The 17,287-nt window shown below is 60.3% G+C and carries 17 protein-coding genes and 1 pseudogene; 6 read left to right on the top strand and 12 right to left on the bottom strand.

The genetic code is table 11. From position 1 onward, the window contains the following. Positions 1 to 10 precede the first annotated feature (10 nt). Positions 11 to 919: a polyphosphate kinase 2 gene (ppk2, locus tag MUU55_RS28560; RefSeq protein WP_244764168.1), complete on the top strand. Its 909-nt coding sequence runs from the start codon at positions 11 to 13 to the stop codon at positions 917 to 919. Positions 920 to 934: 15 nt separating this feature from the next. Further along, positions 935 to 1,945, top strand: coding sequence for a CorA family divalent cation transporter (locus tag MUU55_RS28555; RefSeq protein WP_244764167.1), 1,011 nt, complete (start codon positions 935 to 937; stop codon positions 1,943 to 1,945). On the opposite strand, the gene MUU55_RS28550 is transcribed toward MUU55_RS28555, so the two are convergent. Continuing rightward, positions 1,942 to 2,403 carry an Lrp/AsnC family transcriptional regulator gene (locus MUU55_RS28550; protein ID WP_244764166.1) on the bottom strand — a complete coding sequence of 154 codons (462 nt, stop codon included), beginning with the start codon at positions 2,401 to 2,403 and terminating at the stop codon, positions 1,942 to 1,944. The genes MUU55_RS28555 and MUU55_RS28550 overlap by 4 nt on opposite strands. Positions 2,404 to 2,560: 157 nt before the next feature. Here MUU55_RS28550 and ald point away from each other — a divergent pair, with 157 nt between their 5' ends. Next, positions 2,561 to 3,679 carry an alanine dehydrogenase gene (gene ald, locus MUU55_RS28545; RefSeq protein ID WP_244764165.1) on the top strand — a complete coding sequence of 373 codons (1,119 nt, stop codon included), beginning with the start codon at positions 2,561 to 2,563 and terminating at the stop codon, positions 3,677 to 3,679. Between the two features lie 49 nt (positions 3,680 to 3,728). Here the strand turns inward: ald and MUU55_RS28540 are convergent, their stop codons facing one another. The 7 genes from MUU55_RS28540 to MUU55_RS28510 all read right to left on the bottom strand — a co-directional run bounded on the left by MUU55_RS28540 (position 3,729) and on the right by MUU55_RS28510 (position 9,610). Beyond that, on the bottom strand, positions 3,729 to 4,196 hold the full coding sequence (locus MUU55_RS28540; protein WP_244764164.1) for a DUF1203 domain-containing protein: 468 nt from the start codon (positions 4,194 to 4,196) through the stop codon (positions 3,729 to 3,731). Positions 4,197 to 4,309: 113 nt separating this feature from the next. Then, positions 4,310 to 4,870 (bottom strand): OmpA family protein, encoded by a 561-nt coding sequence (locus tag MUU55_RS28535; protein WP_244764163.1) that lies wholly within the window; start codon positions 4,868 to 4,870, stop codon positions 4,310 to 4,312. A 97-nt stretch (positions 4,871 to 4,967) separates the two neighbouring features. Continuing rightward, a complete protein-coding gene (locus MUU55_RS28530; protein ID WP_244764162.1) occupies positions 4,968 to 5,558 on the bottom strand; it encodes a GNAT family N-acetyltransferase in 591 nt (196 codons plus the stop codon). Positions 5,559 to 5,560: 2 nt separating this feature from the next. Then, a complete protein-coding gene (gene sseA, locus MUU55_RS28525; protein ID WP_244764161.1) occupies positions 5,561 to 6,415 on the bottom strand; it encodes a 3-mercaptopyruvate sulfurtransferase in 855 nt (284 codons plus the stop codon). Between the two features lie 12 nt (positions 6,416 to 6,427). After that, positions 6,428 to 7,171 carry an alanyl-tRNA editing protein gene (locus tag MUU55_RS28520; protein ID WP_244764160.1) on the bottom strand — a complete coding sequence of 248 codons (744 nt, stop codon included), beginning with the start codon at positions 7,169 to 7,171 and terminating at the stop codon, positions 6,428 to 6,430. A gap of 5 nt (positions 7,172 to 7,176) precedes the next feature. After that, entirely contained in the window at positions 7,177 to 8,217 is a 1,041-nt protein-coding gene (locus MUU55_RS28515) for a cysteine synthase A (protein WP_244764159.1), read from the bottom strand. Between the two features lie 127 nt (positions 8,218 to 8,344). Further along, a complete protein-coding gene (locus MUU55_RS28510) occupies positions 8,345 to 9,610 on the bottom strand; it encodes an SAM-dependent methyltransferase (protein WP_244764158.1) in 1,266 nt (421 codons plus the stop codon). Positions 9,611 to 9,833: 223 nt separating this feature from the next. Between MUU55_RS28510 and MUU55_RS28505 the strand changes: the two genes are divergently transcribed. Continuing rightward, positions 9,834 to 10,046: a hypothetical protein gene (locus MUU55_RS28505; protein WP_244764157.1), complete on the top strand. Its 213-nt coding sequence runs from the start codon at positions 9,834 to 9,836 to the stop codon at positions 10,044 to 10,046. Positions 10,047 to 10,115: 69 nt separating this feature from the next. After that, on the top strand, positions 10,116 to 10,307 hold the full coding sequence (locus tag MUU55_RS28500; RefSeq protein WP_244764156.1) for a hypothetical protein: 192 nt from the start codon (positions 10,116 to 10,118) through the stop codon (positions 10,305 to 10,307). Between the two features lie 90 nt (positions 10,308 to 10,397). Here the strand turns inward: MUU55_RS28500 and MUU55_RS28495 are convergent, their stop codons facing one another. From MUU55_RS28495 to MUU55_RS28485, 3 genes are all read right to left on the bottom strand, one after another. Then, positions 10,398 to 10,784 carry a hypothetical protein gene (locus MUU55_RS28495; RefSeq protein ID WP_244764155.1) on the bottom strand — a complete coding sequence of 129 codons (387 nt, stop codon included), beginning with the start codon at positions 10,782 to 10,784 and terminating at the stop codon, positions 10,398 to 10,400. Positions 10,785 to 10,917: 133 nt separating this feature from the next. Beyond that, positions 10,918 to 11,412, bottom strand: a complete 495-nt coding sequence (locus MUU55_RS28490) for a YciE/YciF ferroxidase family protein (RefSeq protein ID WP_244764154.1) — start codon at positions 11,410 to 11,412, stop codon at positions 10,918 to 10,920. 223 nt (positions 11,413 to 11,635) lie between these two features. Next, on the bottom strand, positions 11,636 to 14,026 hold the full coding sequence (locus MUU55_RS28485; RefSeq protein ID WP_244764153.1) for a M10 family metallopeptidase C-terminal domain-containing protein: 2,391 nt from the start codon (positions 14,024 to 14,026) through the stop codon (positions 11,636 to 11,638). 251 nt (positions 14,027 to 14,277) lie between these two features. Here MUU55_RS28485 and MUU55_RS28480 point away from each other — a divergent pair. Then, positions 14,278 to 15,389: pseudogene (locus tag MUU55_RS28480) on the top strand (IS3 family transposase); the annotation flags it as partial. Between the two features lie 41 nt (positions 15,390 to 15,430). On the opposite strand, the gene MUU55_RS28475 reads toward MUU55_RS28480, so the two are convergent. Beyond that, a complete protein-coding gene (locus MUU55_RS28475) occupies positions 15,431 to 16,501 on the bottom strand; it encodes a hypothetical protein (protein ID WP_244764180.1) in 1,071 nt (356 codons plus the stop codon). Between the last annotated feature and the right edge of the window lie 786 nt (positions 16,502 to 17,287).

Here is a 17,287-nt window from a genome sequence, read left to right as displayed (position 1 = left end):
GATATCGATCATGTTCGAAGACCACCATCTGAACCGCATCAAGGCCGAGATCGCCGACAGCTTCGATGAAGAGCTGGAAATGCAGATCGAGGAGGAGCGTCTCGACGAGCTCGTCGCCGAGGGCATGTCGGAAGTGCCGGCGCAGACGCTGGAGCGCCGGGTCTATTTCCGCGAGCTTTTCCGCCTCCAGCATGAACTGGTCAAGCTGCAGGACTGGGTGCAGCACCAGAAGCTCAAGGTCGTGGTCCTGTTCGAAGGCCGCGATTCCGCCGGCAAGGGCGGCGCCATCAAGCGCGTAACGCAGCGTCTCAATCCGCGCGTCTGCCGTGTCGTGGCGCTTCCCGCGCCGACCGAGCGCGAGCGCAATCAATGGTATTTCCAGCGTTATGCCGCCCATCTGCCGAGTGCCGGCGAAATGGTGCTGTTCGACCGCTCCTGGTACAACCGTGCCGGCGTCGAGCGCGTTATGGGCTTTTGCTCGCCCGACGAACTGGAAGAGTTCTTCCGCTCGGTGCCGGAATTCGAGCGCATGCTCGTTCGTTCGGGCATCATCCTCATCAAATACTGGTTCTCGATCACCGATGAGGAGCAGGAATTCCGTTTCCGCATGCGCATCCATGATCCGTTGAAGCAGTGGAAGCTCTCGCCGATGGACCTGGAAAGCCGCGTCCACTGGGAAGACTACACCAAGGCGAAGGAAGAGATGCTGGCGCGCACCCATATTCCGGAAGCGCCGTGGTGGATCGTCGAGGCCGTCGACAAAAAGAAGGCGCGTCTCAACTGCATCGCCCATCTTCTTGCGCAGGTGCCCTATGAGGATGTACCGAAGCAGTCGATCGATCTGCCGGAGCGCGTGCGTCATGACGACTATATCCGTCACGAGCCGCCGGATGAAATGTATGTTCCGGATGTCTACTGATACCGGCATGCGAACTTGAACCTTCTCGACCAGACGGAGCGGGGCCTGACACCGGGCCTCGTTGGCGCCTACCGGGTTTTGCCGGGTGGTCCTGTCTTGCCTGTCGCACCGCAAGACATCGATACGGCGCTGACGGCAGACGAGGGCTGGGTCTGGCTGCATGTCGATCTCGTAGACCAGCGCATGCAGAACTGGTTACCCGGACGCTGTGGCTTGCCGGCGGCGGCGCGCGCAATTCTCGAAGGCCACGACGAGAGCCTCGTGCTCGGCCATGAGGCCGGCATGACGCACGGCGTCATCGCCGATCTCCAGCAGCAGGAAACCGAACGCGCCTCCACCACGGTGGGGCGGCTGCATTTTGCGCTGACGGAGCGCCTGCTGGTCACCGGGCGGCACCATCCAGTGGAGGCCGTGAACCGCGTTCGCCGCTCCTTTGCGGAAGGGTTTTGTCCGGGGACGGCCTATGAGCTCTTCGAGGCGATCGTCGCGGCCTTCTGCAAGAACACCGCCATCAGGCTGAAGGAAGCCGCCGCCATGCTCGACGCGGTCGAGGATCGGCTGGTCACTGAGCGGCTGAGCGACGAGCGCCGCAGCCTCAAGGAGGTGCGTCGCCTGGCGGTGTCACTCCACCGGCCGGTCGCCGGCATGGTGGCGCTGTTCGAGGAGGAAGATCGGGAGGACTGGACGCTCTCGGACAATGCCCATGCCGTGCTGCGCCGCCTGTCGATGCGTCTGGAACGGCTCGACCGCGAAATCGTCATGGTCAACGACCGCGCCCGCCTGCTGCAGGAAGAAATGGCGGCGGAGCTGGCGGACGAATCGAACCGCAGCCTGAAGGCCATGGCCGTGATGAGCGCGCTGTTGTTGCCGGGCACGCTCGTTGTCGGCGTCTTCGGCATGAACACGGCAGGCCTGCCGTTCAGCGTCGGCGAAACCGGGTTCTTCTGGGCGATGATGCTGGGGATCGGCGCAACGGCGCTGTTCTACTGGCTGCTGCGCCGCGCCGGCATCAATCTGAGATTCTAGATGCCGACATTCGGCCGGTCGATGATTTCGCGCAGTGCAAAACTCGAATTGATCTTCACCACATGGGGCAGGGCTGAGAGCCAGTCGCGGTGGATGCGCTCGTAGTCCTCCAGATCCTTGGCGGCGACGCGCAGGATATAGTCGTATTCCCCAGACATCAGGTAGCAGACCAGCACATTCGGGCAGAGCTTCACCGCCGATTCGAACTCGGCCAGCGTCTTGGCGAACTGACCCGACAGCGAGATGTGCACGATGGCGATCATCTTGTAGTCGAGCGCCTTGGGCGAAACGCGGGCGTGATAGCCGTTGATGACGCCGGATTTTTCCAGAATGTCGAGGCGCCGCGAACAGGCCGACGGCGACAGGCCGACGCGCTCGGCCAGTTCAGCATTTGAAATCCGACCATTCTGCTGAATCACCTTCAAGATCGCAGTATCAATCGCATCCAGTTGCGCCATTCGAATTTCTTTCGAAAAAATCTCTAATATTCGAATAATATTCGATTGTGAGCGGTTTCGCAAACGCGCTTTGCAAGGACATTGCGCGCATCCTCTGGTTCCATTGTGGTCCCGCTGGGAGTGGCGGAAATGGAAACTAGACAGGAGAGGAACGCGCATGCGTGTCGGTTGTCCGAAGGAAATCAAGAATCACGAATATCGGGTCGGTCTGACGCCGGGTGCTGTTCGCGAATATGTGGCGCATGGCCACGACGTCATCATCGAAACCAAGGCCGGCGCCGGCATCGGCGCTGATGACGATGCCTACCGCGCCGCCGGCGCGAAGATCGTTGCCACCGCCGCGGATATCTTCCAGAAGTCCGACATGGTGGTGAAGGTCAAGGAACCGCAGCCCTCCGAATGGGCGCAGCTCCGCGACGGACAGATTCTCTATACCTACCTGCATCTCGCGCCCGATCCGGAGCAGACCAAGGGTCTGCTCGCGTCCGGCGTCACGGCCATTGCCTACGAGACGGTGACCGATGAGCGCGGCGGCCTGCCGCTGCTCGCGCCGATGTCGGAAGTTGCCGGTCGTCTCTCCATCCAGGCGGGTGCCACAGCGCTCCAGAAGGCCAATGGTGGCCGCGGCATCCTGCTCGGCGGCGTGCCCGGTGTGCTGCCGGCCAAGGTCGCGATCATCGGCGGCGGCGTCGTCGGCCTGCATGCGGCGAAGATGGCGGCAGGCATCGGCGCCGACGTCTCCATTCTCGACCGCTCGATCCCGCGCCTGCGCCAGCTCGACGATCTCTTCGGCGGCCGCATCCACACGCGCTATTCGACGATCGACGCGCTGGAAGAAGAAGTCTTCTCCGCCGATCTCGTCATCGGCGCGGTTCTCATCCCCGGTGCCGCCGCACCGAAGCTCGTGACCCGCGAAATGCTCTCGGGCATGAAGAAGGGCGCCGTCATCGTCGACGTCGCCATCGACCAGGGCGGCTGCTTCGAGACCTCGCATGCCACGACCCATTCCGACCCGACCTATGAAGTCGACGGCGTGGTGCACTATTGCGTCGCCAACATGCCGGGCGCCGTGCCGGTCACCTCCGCGCATGCGCTCAACAACGCGACGCTGCACTACGGCCTCCAGCTGGCCGACAAGGGTCTCAAGGCCATTGCCGAAGACCGCCACCTGCGTGCCGGCCTCAATGTGCACAAGGGCCGCGTGACCAACGCCCCGGTGGCCGAAGCCCTCGGCTACGACGCCTTCGCACCGGAAGCCGCTTTGAACGTCGCCTGATTTTTTTCAGATGCGAGAATAAGAAGGCCCGGAGCGATCCGGGCCTTTTTCATGCCCGCTCGACGCGGCACTGGTAACAGTTGTTGCGGGCTGAGCGGATGTGCAGATAGGCGACGTCCTCGCGGTCGAGCAGATCCTGCGCATAGGTCGGGATATCGGCATTCGGCACCACGGCGCCGGTGCCGTAGAGGATACGATTTTCCGAGGAATAGCCGCGTACGATATAGTCGCGGCTGGTCAGCATCGGCGGCATGTCCGCTGACGGCTGGTGCGCAGCGCAGGGCTCGGCATGCAGGAAGATCGGACCGGTCTCCGCATAGGGCTGGAGGGCCGGGAAGGGGCGGTGGGCGAGGATCAGATAGGGTTCGCCGGCCCCGACGAGCCGTAGGCAATGGCGGCAGGGCACGCCGTCGCCATCGGACACCTGGCGTTCCGGCTTCAGGCCATAGGCGTCATCGCCGCCATTCCAATAGGCGGCCGCGGTTTCGGTGGGCATGGGCAGGAAGCGGATGGACATGGAGGGCTCCGATCGTTGGACAGGAGGCCATCTTCGTCATTCCCGCATGTGGCGACACCCGATACTTGCCTGGAGAATCAAAACCGCCGGCGCGAGGCCGGCGGTCAGAGAGGTTAGCGAACGAATTCGTCGATGCGGCGCAGCGTGACGCGGCGGTTGCGCCATTCTTCGTACTGGGTCTGGACCAGCAGATATTCCTCGCCGTAGCCGACGGTTTCGAGTGCGCGGGCGGGAAGCAGGAATTCCTGCACCAGTACGCGCTTCAGCGATTCGGCGCGGCGTTCGGACAGGATCTGGTTCGATTCGAACGAGCCAACGGCATCCGTATGGCCCTCGATGAGGAAGACGGCGTGGCGGCGCCGGCGCAGCAGCTGTTCCATGGCGCGGGCAATCTGGCGCACCTTGCGATATTCCGAATGCGGGATTTCCGCCGAGCCGAAGGCGAAGTTGATCGACTGGATGTTGATCGAGGGGGCCGCACCGCGCAGGTCCGGTCGGCGCTTGAACTCGCGCACCGTCACGCGTTCCTCGTTGCGCAGACGACGCGACGGCGCGGCGTCGAGGCGACGCAGGATGATTTCCGCCGACGGGGTTTCCTGCGCCAGCGCGGCGTTCGAGAAGAGCGGGGCGGCGAAGGCGGCGGAAAGCGCGGTCAGAAAGGCGCGGCGTTGCATGGTGTGGTCTCCTTGGTCGGATCGTTTGTTGACGCCAAAGTGCCATTTACGATCTGAAGCAGACCTGAACCCTGCCTTTAACTCCCGTTCAGATTGTTTAACGGGGTTCCGCCGGCATCAGACAGTCCCGTTTTGCAAGCGCCAGCAGTTCGGCATCCGAGAGCGGCACCACTTCGGCGTCGCGCGTGCCGACCGGCGAGAAACCGAACATCTGGTAGAGCTGGAGGGCGCGCGGATGGTCGAGATTGTTGGTCGTGACTGTCACGCGTTTCGGGCCGAGCGCCCAGGCGGCATAAAGCGTCTGGAGCAGGAACCACTTGCCGATGCCCAGGCCGAGCGCCCGCTCGAGCAGGCCGAAATGCGAAAGCTCGATGACGTCGTCGTCAAGTTGTAGAAGCTCGAAGAAGCCTGCGGGCGCGCCGTTGACATAGAGCACCGTCACGCTGTTGCGTTTGTTGCCGAGTGTCGCCGCCAGCGTCGCATCGTCCATGCGCAGACGATCGACCCAGTGCCATCGGCTGCCGACCTGCCGGTAGAGGAAACGGTAGAAGGCCAGCGGAATGTCCGGTGCGCTCAGGATGGCCGTGTGCACATTGACCGGCACCGGCAGGCTCTGCTTCGGCGGCGCCGTCATTTCCAGCGCGGTGATATGGACCGCGATCGGTGCGGACTGGACTTTTTTTGCCATACTCAGTCCTTTCCGGTCACCACGGGCGTATCCTGCCGGCTGCCCCATTCCGACCAGGAGCCGTCATAGAGCGTGTTGTCCTCATGGCCGAGAGACGCAAGCGCCAGCGAGATGATGCCCGCCGTGACGCCCGAGCCGCAGCTGGTGACGACAGGTTTGGAGAGATCGATACCGGATTCCTCGAAATGCCGGCGCAGGCTCGCGAGATCCTTGAACTTGCCATCGACGGAGAACGTGCCCGAAGGCATGCTTTTCGCACCCGGCATGTGGCCGGATCGCATGCCGGCACGGGGTTCTGCCTCTTCGCCGGCGAAACGGCCGGCACCGCGCGCATCGGCGATCTGCTTCGATCCCGTCGTGACGATGCCGCGCATCTCCTCGAAGGAGGTGATGGCATAGGGATTGAAATTGGTGTGGAAGACAGCCGGCGCCGGTTCGGGCAGGTCGGTCGTCAGCGGACGCCCTTCCTTTTTCCAGCCGTCGATGCCGCCATCCATGACGAAGACGTTCTTCGCCCCCATCGTGCGGAAGAGCCACCAGACGCGCGGCGCGGTGAAAATGCCGGGACCGTCATGCACGACGATCGTGTCCGTGTCGGAAATGCCGAGCTTGCCGACTTCGGTTGCGAAGAACTCCGGCGAAGCGATAGTGTGCGGCAGGCCGCTCGTATGGTCGGCGATGACATCCTGATCGAAGAAGACGGCGCCGGGAATGTGGCCGGCGGCATATTCGGCAGCGCCGTTGCGGTTCTGCGCGGGCAGATACCAGGAGGCATCGACCACGCGGAATTCCGGCGCGCCAAGCTGCTTTTCAACCCAATCCGCCGAGACGACGAACCTGCTCTTGTCGTTGGACATGTCTGTACTCCCTCAGGCCTCGGAATCGGGCGCACCGAAACGGATGCGGAACCGGCGGTTCTCCTTGCCCTTCTTTTCGATCTTGGCGATGTGGATGGCGCCGACTTCCTGCGTTTCCGACACATGGGTGCCGCCGCAGGGCTGGCTGTCGATGGAGGAATTCTCGCCGATGCAGACGAGGCTGACGCGGCCGAGCCCCATGGGCGGCCGCACGTTCTTGGATTTGACGATGCCGGGATTGGCGGCAAGCTCCGCGTCGGTAATCCACTGGACGAAGATCGGATGGTTTTCCTCGATGAGCGTCATCAGCTTCGCCGTCACCTCGTCCCTGTCGATCGTGTCGGTCATGTCGAAATCGACCCGGCTATCCTCCTCGCCGACGGCCGCACCGGTGATCGGGTAGGGGCAGACGACGGACAGCAGATGGCAGGCGGTGTGCATGCGCATCAGCTTGTAGCGGCGCGCCCAGTCGATATGGGCGACCACGGTCTCGCCGACGATGGGCGAAGCCTCGCCCTCCAGCGGGCGATGGATGATAATCTCTTTCGTCGCGCCCGTGACGGCGGGGCCGAGCGTGATGCGGTTGCCGTCGTTGCGCTCCAGGAAGCCGGTATCGCCCGGCTGGCCGCCGGATGTCGCGTAAAAGCAGGTCTGGTCGAGCTCGATGCCGCCGTCCTCGTGCACCGCCGTCACCACTGCCTCATGTGTCGAGAGATAGAAATCGTCGCGAAAGAGGGCAGTGGTGGGAAGGGACATGAGACCTATTCGACCGGCTGATAGGGGACCTTGATCCCCGATTTCGCCTTCAGCCAGCCCGGGACGGGCAGGCCCTTCGAATCGAGGAAGTCCGGGTTGAAGAGTTTCGACTGATAGCGGTTAGCATAGTCGCAGAGGATCGTCACGATTGTGTGGCCGGGACCGAGGTCGCGGGCAAGGCGGATCGCGCCGGCAATGTTGATGGCCGTCGAGCCGCCGATGGCGATGCCTTCGTTCTCGATGAGATCGAAGACGATCGGAACGGCTTCGGAATCCGGGATGTTGTAGGAATAATCCGGCGTGAAACCTTCGAGGTTCGCGGTGATGCGCCCCTGGCCTATGCCCTCGGTGATCGAGCTGCCAGCGGACTTCAGTTCGCCATGGGCATAGTAGTTGTAAAGTGCGGCGCCATCGGGATCGGCCAGCGCGATCTTGATATTGGGGTTTTTGGCACGCAGGCCCGCGGCCACGCCGGCCAGGGTGCCGCCGGAGCCGACGGCGGAGACGAAGCCATCCACCTTGCCATTGGTGTCGCGCCAGATTTCCGGGGCGGTCGTCTCGATATGGGCGTCGCGGTTGGCGACGTTGTCGAACTGGTTGGCCCAGATCGCGCCGTTCGGCTCGGTCTTGGCGAGCTGCTCGGCAAGCCGGCCGGAAAGCTTCACGTAGTTGTTCGGGTTCTTGTACGGAACAGCCGGCACTTCCACGAGCTCGGCGCCGAGGCCGCGGATGGCGTCCTTCTTTTCCTGGCTCTGGGTTTCCGGGATGACGATGATCGCGCGGTAGCCGAGCGCCTTGGCGACGAGCGCAAGGCCGATACCCGTATTGCCCGCGGTGCCCTCGACGATGACGCCGCCCGGGCGCAGCTGCCCGGCTGCTTCCGCCTTGCGGATGATCGACAGCGCGGCGCGGTCCTTCACCGACTGGCCTGGGTTCAGAAATTCCGCCTTGCCGAGGATTTCGCAGCCCGTCGCCTCCGAGGCGCCCTTGAGGCGGATCAGCGGCGTGTTGCCGATTGCATCCAGAACGGACGGAAGAATGGACATGGGAGACGAGCCTCGCTTTATGTGCCTAGATTTGGAACCGTCTTTTCGGCCGGCAAGCGGCGCTTTGCAAGAAATCGTGTTCCCCGGAAAATGGCTTCAAGAGGGATTTTTTCCACTGTCGCGTGAGCTAGGTTAGGGGACGCGTGTAAACCACCTGCCGCACATCGATGTTGCGTGCTCGGAAGCCGGCCTCGCAATAATAGAAGTAGAACTCCCAGAGCTTGCGAAAACGCTCGTCGAAGCCGAGCGGCACGATGCGCTCCCAGGCCGCCCAGAAGCGGTGGCGCCATTCGGCGAGCGTTCGCGCATAGTCCGGGCCAAAACCCATATCCGACGCCATGCCGAGCCCGAACTGGCGGCCGAGCGCCGAGAGATGCTCGCGGGTTGGCAGCATGCCGCCGGGAAAGACGTATTTCTGAATGAAATCCGGGTTGGCCTTATAGTCCTCGAAGGCTTCCTGCAGGATGGTGATGATCTGCAGGCCGGCGCGGCCGCCGGGTTTCAGGCACTCGTTGAGCTTGGAGAAATAGGCGGGCCAGTATTTCTCGCCGACCGCCTCGAACATTTCGATAGAGACGATCCGGTCATAGGTGCCGGTCTCGTCGCGGTAGTCCTGGAATTTCAGCTCCACCCGGTCTGAAAGCCCCGCCTTGGCCATGCGCTCGCGAGCATAGGCGAGCTGCTCGCGACTGATGGTGAGCCCTGTGACCCTGCAGCCGATCTCGCTTGCCGCAAACTCCGCAAAGCCGCCCCAGCCGCAACCGATCTCCAATACATGGTCGTCGCGCCCGATGCCCGTCGCCTCGGCCAGCGCCCGGTATTTGGCAAGCTGCGCGGAGGTGAGGTCGTTTGCGCCCTGGGAGTAAAGCGCGGAGGAATAGGTCATCGTGGGGTCCAGCCACGCGGAATAGAAGGCGTTGCCGAGATCGTAGTGGGCAGAAATGTTGCGCTGGGAACCACGCCGCGTGTTGGCGTTCAGCCAGTGGCGAAACTTCTCCACGAGCAGGAAGAGGCCGCGCGGGCCGTTCGAATAGTGACGCACAACATTGGTATTGACGAGGATCAGCTCCATGAAGGCGCCGGCATCCGGGCTCTCCCAGTCGCCGTCCATGTAGCTTTCCGCAACGCCGATCGCCCCGCCGCCGACGGCGCTGTCCACGAGTTTCCAGTTATGGAGCGTGACGGCCGCCTGCGGGCCGGGCATCTTGCCTTTGATGATGAAGGTTCGGCCACCGGGGATCGTCATGGCGAGTGTGCCGGCCTCAAGCGCCATGAGGCCGCGCAGCACGAACTGCGCCTTGAAGGGCAACCCCTTCGTTTGTTCGCTAATGGTATCCGGCGCCAGATGCACGCCGTCGGGAAATACATTTTGTGAAATCATTTCAATCGTCATCGATTGCCCCTCTGCCAACCCGACGTAAGGGGAAGCTAGCGTTAATGGTTCTCAACGCCAAGACGTTAATCTTGAGAAATCGGATCACAAAGAAGCGGCATCGTTACCGAAAAATGCGCAGGCTTTAACGTGCTGTTAGCAAACATGGTTAATTTTGCGTCTATGCGATGCGGGCGGGGAACGGAATCCCTGCCTGTCCGTTCTTGCGGAAACTGGAGGTAGGATGATGCTTTTCGGATTGTTTCAGACGAAATCGACCGAACACGAGGACGATGTCGCGACCGGCACCTTTGCCGACGGGGTGACCGGTATGCCGCTATCCGATCTCTCCGCCCGGCCGCGTGAGCGCAGCCAATCCTTCCGGCGAAACGCTCACGACCGTGACTACGGTATCGCCCGCATGGCCGGCCAGACGGGCGCGGGGCTTGTTCCCTGAAAAGTCCATGCGCCGGAGGAACAACGACTCTCCCGGCGCATTTCTTCTCCGCTCTCACGGAGGAGATCCATGACCCACCATATCGACAACCGTCAGTTCATCCCGCGCCAGACCCGCCCCGTCCATGATGTGGTGGAACATTGCCGCAAGAACGGACTGGACAAGGCGCAGGAGCGCAAACTTCTGCTGCTCTTCGGCCGCTTCGCCACCCGGCACGAACTTCAGATGAACATAAAACTCCCGCCCCGGCACGGAGCATGAGCCGGTTTGGCGTTTGCTGGCGAGGGAACTGCGTTGCTTAAAATCGTCGCCATGAAGCTGCGATGCGTAGCGCTTTTTTTGCCTGCAGCGTCAAATTTCCGTCGGCACCTGATCGCGTTGTGAGGAAGCCACCCGCTCGGCATCGTCGAACACATCAGGCCTAATCTCGCCGATGCCCGTCAACGTGACCGCCAGCACATTCCCATCTTCATTCCTGTCACCGAAGGCACAGCCACTGCCCGGCGGACGCGTGTAGCTCACGCTCGCCGCTGGATTTGCATGGATAGGGGACGGTGCTACATGCTGCTGCCACGACCACAGATAATTTTCGATGTACCCACCAAGACGGTCGCCATCTTGTTCAAGGGCGAAGTCGTCATGCTGATGGGGCCATTTGCGTCGCGTACCAACGCGTTGAGCGCGGCAATGGACGAGTGCGCGCGGCGCGGTTGGCTCGACAGTCCAGGCTAGCGACATGGCCCCGATTTCGGACGGCCTTGGAATTCCCCAGACAAATCCCTCCGCCGCAGCATGCCGGATGTCGGGCCAAGCGGGTAAGGAAAAGCCGGCCAGTCACTGGTCGGCTTTTCATCTGAGAGCGTAGTGTCGGCTAGGCCGCTTTCTTCGCCGCCGATACCTTGTTGATCGCTGTCACGGCAAGGTTCGTCAGCTTGTTGTTCGTGGCCTTTTCCTGGTCGAGAATCTCGCTCAGAAGCTTGTGCGCCTCGTCATGACCAAGATCCTTGGCCCATTCGCGCAGCGAGCCATAGCGGGCGATCTCATAGTGCTCGACGGCCTGGCAGGCAGCAAGCAATCCGGCGTCGAGGGCCGTGCCTTCAGCCTCTTCCATAAGGCCGTCGGCTTCCTTGATCAGGCCCTCGATCGCATCGCACTTTTCGCCGACGGCCTTCTTGCCGATCGATTTGAAGACCTGCTCGAGTTTTTTTATCTGTTCCTTGGTTTCTGCGAGATGCTCCTCGGCCGCCTTCTTCAGTTCGGTGCTCTTGGCCGCCTTGGCGACTTTGGGCAACGCCTTGGTGATGGCGTTTTCAGCGAAATAGACGTCTTGGAGCGTATGCTCGAAAATATCGGATAGCGTTTTCATCGGGTTCTCCTCATTGCCGAATGGCGCAAGAGCAATGAGAAAGCGCCGAATTTGTTCCAGTATTGTCGATGGCACAGGAGACGGACAGTCATCCCATGGACTGGCCAGCACGTTCGCCACGGCTTTCGGTCCGCAACAGCCACGGCGGAAAGGAAGCTGACCGGTTTCGCGCGCAGTTTCGAGCACACGATCTCGATGACGGCACGCTCCAGAACACCATCCGCTACAAGATGAAGTCGCCCTTGACCAGGTCGATGGTCTTGTCGAGACGGAGCGCGAAATCGGCTTTGCCGTCGCCGTTCACGTCGCCGTAGACGAAGGTGTCGCCACTCTTGTGAAAGTAGCGAAGTTGTCCGGCTTTCTCGGAAAAAGCTTTTTCGCCGATGAAGGTGAAGGCATCGTTCTTGTCCGTGGAGGGGCGGGCGTCGATGCCGGAAAGATGGATTCGGTCGTCTTGCTTCTGGGAAAAATCGTAGATCATGTCGCGCGCGCGCGTGGTGCTGTCCTTGTGGCTGGCGAAGACGAACATGTCCGCGCCCGAACCGCCATAAAGCTTGTCGGCTCCGCTACCGCCGTAAAGTTTGTCATTGCCGGAATTGCCGTAAAGCTTGTCGTTCCCCGCGGCACCTTTCACGACGTCCTTGCCGCTGCCGCCGGCGAGGCGATTTGCGTCGCCATCCCCGATGAGCTTGTCGGCGAAGCGCGAGCCCGTGAGGTTTTCGATCGAGGAATACACGTCGCCCTTCGCGTCCCCGGTGTTGATGGATCGCTTGGTGAGGCTGGCAGTGACCCCGGCCTTTGCGTCGGCATAGGATGCCGTGTCTAAGCCTGCACCGCCGGAGAGCTTGTCCGCCCCCGCGCCGCCCATCAATGTATCTGCGCCTGCACTGCCGGTAAGCGTGTCTTTCCCGGTGCCACCTTCGAGCTTGTCGTTGCCCTTGCTTCCGGTGAGCTTGTCATTGCCGCCGAGGCCCATGAGATGGCGCGCTCCATCCACACTGCGCAGCGTGTTGGATTGGCTGTTCCCGAGGACGGCGTCCTTGAACTGAATGGCATCGACTTTCTCAATGAAGGCGACATCCTGGTCGACGGCGCCGGTATTGGGGTCGAGCGCCGATACCCGTACCGTGGTTCCCAGGGACGTGACCGTATAGTTCTTGAATGCTCCGTCCAAAACGATCCTGTCGCCCTTGGACAGGGTGCCGTCGACAATCGTAACGTCCGCCGACGCGTAGACCGTCTGTCGGTCCGCTGTGAAGATGACTTCTTGCAGAGCCTCTTTACCGTGTACCGATGCCAGCGTCTTGAGATTCTGAGCGTTTCCGAGCACGCCGCCTTTCTCGTAGAGGTACACCTTGGAGAAGTTATCGGTCTCCATGAACAGGCCGATATTGGTGGATTTTATCTGCGGCGCAGGACCATTCTGCTGCTGCAGTCCTTCGTATTTCTCAATGATTTCTTTGTATTGTTGATAGAGTTTTTCATTCTGGTCGATCTTCTCCTGAATTTCCTGGGCGTTCTGCTTCCAGTCCTCTACGTTTTTCAGGTAGTCGTTTATGGCCTTCGCCGCCGTCGCAACATTGAAGGCAGCGCCTAAGGTTTTGCTGTACGTCTCGGGATCCGCGGCGATGCCGATGAAGCCCTGATAAACTTCATGCAAATTTTCCAGCGACGGATCCTGGATTGCCGTGGCAAGCTGTTCACCAAGTTCCGTCGCGTCCAGAATCTCCGAGACCTTCGAAACCACTCTCCATATCTTGCCGTCCGCCTGCACGAACGATCCAAGCGCCAACAGACTGAGGTCGGACAGTGTGCTGATGGTTTGAGCCGTGAGCAGCGCTGTGTTCCCCAACTGCTCTTGCGTCAGGCCATCAAGCCGGTCGCGGACGTTCTGAAGCATCTCTCTGGCTGCCGCATAGTCGATGCTGAGTTTGTCGACCTTTGCCTCTTGCTCCAGCTCGGCGGCCTCCAGTGCCGACTCGGCCGAAGCGATGTCGTCCCCGGGCACCGACATGGGATTGACGACGTCAAGCCAATGTCCCCATGCAAGCTCACGCGTTCCCGTCACCGACCCTGTCGTCAGCAGTACCCGTCCGTCATTTGGTATGCTCAAGCCCAGCTCGTCCGCAACACCGCTGTCTCCGGACACCGAGACGTAAAATTCATTAACCCATCGGCCCTCGGCAGTATCTTCTCCCGAGCTGTGCCCAGGCCCAACCAGGGTTGTAAAGTAGCTGGAATTGTTGACAGCCAGCGGAAACTTTTGGCCCAGAACCTCGTCCAGTTGTGATGAACTCGAACCACTTATGTCGACAAGGTGGGAGGTTATGACGCCGTTCTCGTCCCTTCGTTCATAGATCTGGAAAATACTGGCGGAACCAACGACTGCGGCGTTCAAGAGAATTGTCGCTTCTGGCGTTCCGTAGTCAATGACGGAGACATCTGACAAGACCGTGAGCTGTTGGCCGATCTTCGGATCGCTTATACGCCAAAAAAAAGTCCCGCCGTTTTTGGTCGGGAAGGTCATGCTGGCGTATGTGTCTATGTTGTCTGCCCGCTCGCGTATTTCATCGACGTTGAAGCCAGTTCCGTCGTTTTCTGCATAGTATGCCATAGCGCACCATATCTCTGTTTGGATGCTTGCGTGCCGCTCAATTGCGCCGTATTGGCGAGACTAGAGACGATATTTAAATGTGGCAGTAAATCAATTGATGTGCGTGCACATCACCCAATTGAGGGGCGCCATGCATTGCGGATGAACAGCATGAGGCGCTCCGTGCTCAACCGGTACCGCGCTGAAGGCCGCTGAATAGCCCCTGGATTTGTAGACGCCTTCTTTCCTAATTTTGAGGCAGGAAGAGCATCGTGAGCAAACCGAATTTCAGCGGAGATTTTAAGTGCGACGCCGTGCGTCAGATCACGGAGCGAGACTATCCGGTTGCGGAGGTTTCCCAGCGCCTCGGCATGAGCCAGCATCCCTATATGAATTGAAGAAGAAGTTTGCTGCGTCGAACGCCAAGGGCAACGACGAGGCCGAGGAGATCAGGCGGCTGAAGAGGGAACTGGCTCGCGTCACCGAGGAGCGAGACATCCTAAATAAGCGGCCGCGTATTTCGCCAGCGATGCAAAGTGATAGTCGAGCGTTCATTGCCCTGCATCGCTTGCAGTTTTCGGTGCGGACGCTGTGCCGCCTTCTGCGGGTTCACCCGAGTGGATTTTTAACCTGGCTGAAGAGCCAGCTGAGCAGGCGAGCCAACGAGGACAAGCGACAACCGATCTGCTCGTGAAGGCATGGGAAGAGAGCGGCAAGGTCTACGGTTATCGCAAGCCGCGTGATGACCTTCTCGATCAGGGAGAGATGTGCTGCCCGAACCGGGCCGCGCGTCTGACGCGTCTCGACGGGATCAGGGCGCAGATCGGCTACAAACGCCGTCCCGACATCTATGGCGGCAGGCCTGCCGTCGCTATCGAGAACACGCTCGGTCGCCAATTTGACGTAGCTGCTCCGCACAAGGCTTGGGTCACGGACATCACTTACATCCGAACCTGCGAGGGCTTCGCTTACCTTGCGGTTGTCATCGGCCTCTATTCCCTCCGGTCATTGGCTGGGCGATGGAGAGCCGACAGACCACGGACGTCGTATTGCAGGCTCTGCTCGTGGCCGTGTGGAGGCGAAAGCCGAAGGACAAGGTGCAGGTTCATTCGGATCAGGGTGCGCAGTTCACCAGCATGGACTGGGCCTCGTTCCTCAAGCGCCACAATCTGGTTCACTCGATGAACCGACGCGGCAACTGCCGTGACAATGCGGTGGCCGAAAGCTTCTTCAATCTTCTGAAGCGGCAGAGGATACGTCGCAGGGGCTACCGTTCACGCGATGAGCTCGCCAGGATGTATTCGACTACATCGAGATGTTCTAAAACCCGAAACGCAAGCACGTCAGAAACGGAATGCTGTCGCTCGTCGATTTCGAGGAGCGCAGAAAATCGAACCCGAGGGTGTCTAAGAAACTCGAGGCTACTCAACGTGGCGGATACCACTTCGGAAACCGATTGCGGGCTTCCGTAAGGGTGAGCTTTTCACACCGTCCGGCAACCTTTTTGAAATCAGGCTCGCTGCGAGCGACTTCATTCCGATTCGGTTGGCGGCCGATCGCAAACGGGTCGAATTGCACTCCGTTCGAATTGAAGTCTATAGTCGTGCTGCCCAGGCGGAAGCTTGGGTCGCATAGATCGATCCTGGCCAACTGACCGTTGTCAAGGGGCCGAGGCTCATTTGCCTTCAGAGTGAGTGGAGGTGCATCTGCCCAAGCCCAGTTCCTGCTACGATACAACACGCCGAAAATGGGCGTTTGGGTCCCTTCGAAGACAACATTGGGCGGCAGGATCGCCCCGGAAATGTTGCTACCGGAAATCCGCACATTGGTGCCTTTCGTGTCAAAGAACGAAAAGGCCAGATCCGCTCTGGCGAATTCTACCGTGCCCGTCTCGCCGACAACGGTGATCGCCGTGGCTATCACGGACTCGAAGCGAGCTCTGTCGAAGCCTTTCACATCAATTCGATACCCCGAAACATCGGATTGGGTCAAAATCGAATCGCTGAACATGGCGATCGGGAAATCCGTTGAATCACGATAGATGCCACCAGCTTCCGGTAGAAGGTCTTCACCCCCGAACTTTACATTGGAAAAGACGGGTTGCGATGTGCATTTCGGTCCTTCGGTACGTCCCACCGCTGCGCACGAGAGGTCTGCAGCCCGCGTGTCTATGTTCGCGGCCAGTAGCACTGAAAGCGCGGCGCCTTTCCCGGTATCATTACCGACGGGGTCCCGGAGCCTGGTCCACGCACGCAATTCCCGTTCGTCCTGCCGGTCGACACGTTCCTGTTTGCGATCATCGAGGTCGAGGCTGATCTGGTAGCCGGTGTAAAGGACGATTGCGAAGGCGACGATCTGGCCAGCCGTCTTGATGAGGTGCACGATCGCGCTTCGCTTGAGGATGACGACCAGCGGCCGAAAGCAATTGTCGAGCTCCGGGAAGAGGGTCGGCCCGCCTGGCTTGAAGTCACGCTTATCGCTTTCATCCTCCGACAAATTTTCCCCCGTGGTTGGGACGCAGGGCGCAATCCATGACAAATTGCCTAGCAGTCGTAAATGGGGAAAACCAACACGACACTTCCGTTGTAAATTAGTGTGATGAATTAACCGTGGCGCTTGCCGCTGGATATCCAACGACGCGCCATACCTTGGTGCGCAGGTGCCTATCGCTCTGTGGATCGAAGCTGCAGATGCAAATGGCCATGCAACACGTCAAAGTTAATAGCAGCCGATCGGCAGGAGGCGTACTTTGGGCCGATCGGCGCATCCATAGGCGCTGCGAAGTCGGGAGGCTTTCAAATGCACTCCACTCACCTCCAGCCTGAAGAGCTAAGTGCAGTTAGGATAATATACCAAGACATCGTTTCGCAGGCTTGGTTCAATCAAACCGAGGAAGCGCGGTCTTCGTTTGCACGCTATCTGATCGACACGTATTCGATTAGCTCAATCACCTCCGAGCGCTTTCGCAAGATCGTGGAATGTTCTGCACGCACGCACTATAGCCGCAAGATATAATCTGCGGGGGTGCGAAGCGGGGAAGGGCATTCTATCTTCGCTGCTGGACGACCTCTCTAAAAGGGGTCCAGGAATAAGGCGCGAGATCGCTATAGCAATCACGCGCCTTTTGGGGCCGTTCTTCCGGTTGATAGGCAACGGTCATCTCAATTGTATCGCGGTTGTGACGGCCGAACTCTACAGGATGAAATCGCCCTTGACGAGATCGATGGTCTTGTCGAGGCGAAGCGCGAAATCGGCCTTGCCGTCGCCATCCACGTCGCCGTA

The organism is Shinella curvata, assembly GCF_022899935.1.
Classification (GTDB): Bacteria; Pseudomonadota; Alphaproteobacteria; order Rhizobiales; family Rhizobiaceae; genus Shinella; species Shinella curvata.
Note: the sequence above shows the minus strand (reverse complement) of the source record. Positions and strands in the feature narration are given on the sequence as shown.

Coding starts and splice junctions, on each gene's coding strand:
- MUU55_RS28530 (WP_244764162.1), bottom strand. CDS start 5,558: ATGGCAAAAAAAGTCCAGTCCGCACCGATCGCGGTCCATATCACCGCG.
- MUU55_RS28495 (WP_244764155.1), bottom strand. CDS start 10,784: ATGTCGCTAGCCTGGACTGTCGAGCCAACCGCGCCGCGCGCACTCGTC.
- ppk2 (WP_244764168.1), top strand. CDS start 11: ATGTTCGAAGACCACCATCTGAACCGCATCAAGGCCGAGATCGCCGAC.
- MUU55_RS28520 (WP_244764160.1), bottom strand. CDS start 7,171: ATGTCCCTTCCCACCACTGCCCTCTTTCGCGACGATTTCTATCTCTCG.
- MUU55_RS28485 (WP_244764153.1), bottom strand. CDS start 14,026: ATGGCATACTATGCAGAAAACGACGGAACTGGCTTCAACGTCGATGAA.
- MUU55_RS28515 (WP_244764159.1), bottom strand. CDS start 8,217: ATGTCCATTCTTCCGTCCGTTCTGGATGCAATCGGCAACACGCCGCTG.
- MUU55_RS28505 (WP_244764157.1), top strand. CDS start 9,834: ATGATGCTTTTCGGATTGTTTCAGACGAAATCGACCGAACACGAGGAC.
- MUU55_RS28550 (WP_244764166.1), bottom strand. CDS start 2,403: ATGGCGCAACTGGATGCGATTGATACTGCGATCTTGAAGGTGATTCAG.
- MUU55_RS28535 (WP_244764163.1), bottom strand. CDS start 4,870: ATGCAACGCCGCGCCTTTCTGACCGCGCTTTCCGCCGCCTTCGCCGCC.
- MUU55_RS28540 (WP_244764164.1), bottom strand. CDS start 4,196: ATGTCCATCCGCTTCCTGCCCATGCCCACCGAAACCGCGGCCGCCTAT.
- MUU55_RS28500 (WP_244764156.1), top strand. CDS start 10,116: ATGACCCACCATATCGACAACCGTCAGTTCATCCCGCGCCAGACCCGC.
- ald (WP_244764165.1), top strand. CDS start 2,561: ATGCGTGTCGGTTGTCCGAAGGAAATCAAGAATCACGAATATCGGGTC.
- MUU55_RS28510 (WP_244764158.1), bottom strand. CDS start 9,610: ATGACGATTGAAATGATTTCACAAAATGTATTTCCCGACGGCGTGCAT.
- MUU55_RS28490 (WP_244764154.1), bottom strand. CDS start 11,412: ATGAAAACGCTATCCGATATTTTCGAGCATACGCTCCAAGACGTCTAT.
- sseA (WP_244764161.1), bottom strand. CDS start 6,415: ATGTCCAACGACAAGAGCAGGTTCGTCGTCTCGGCGGATTGGGTTGAA.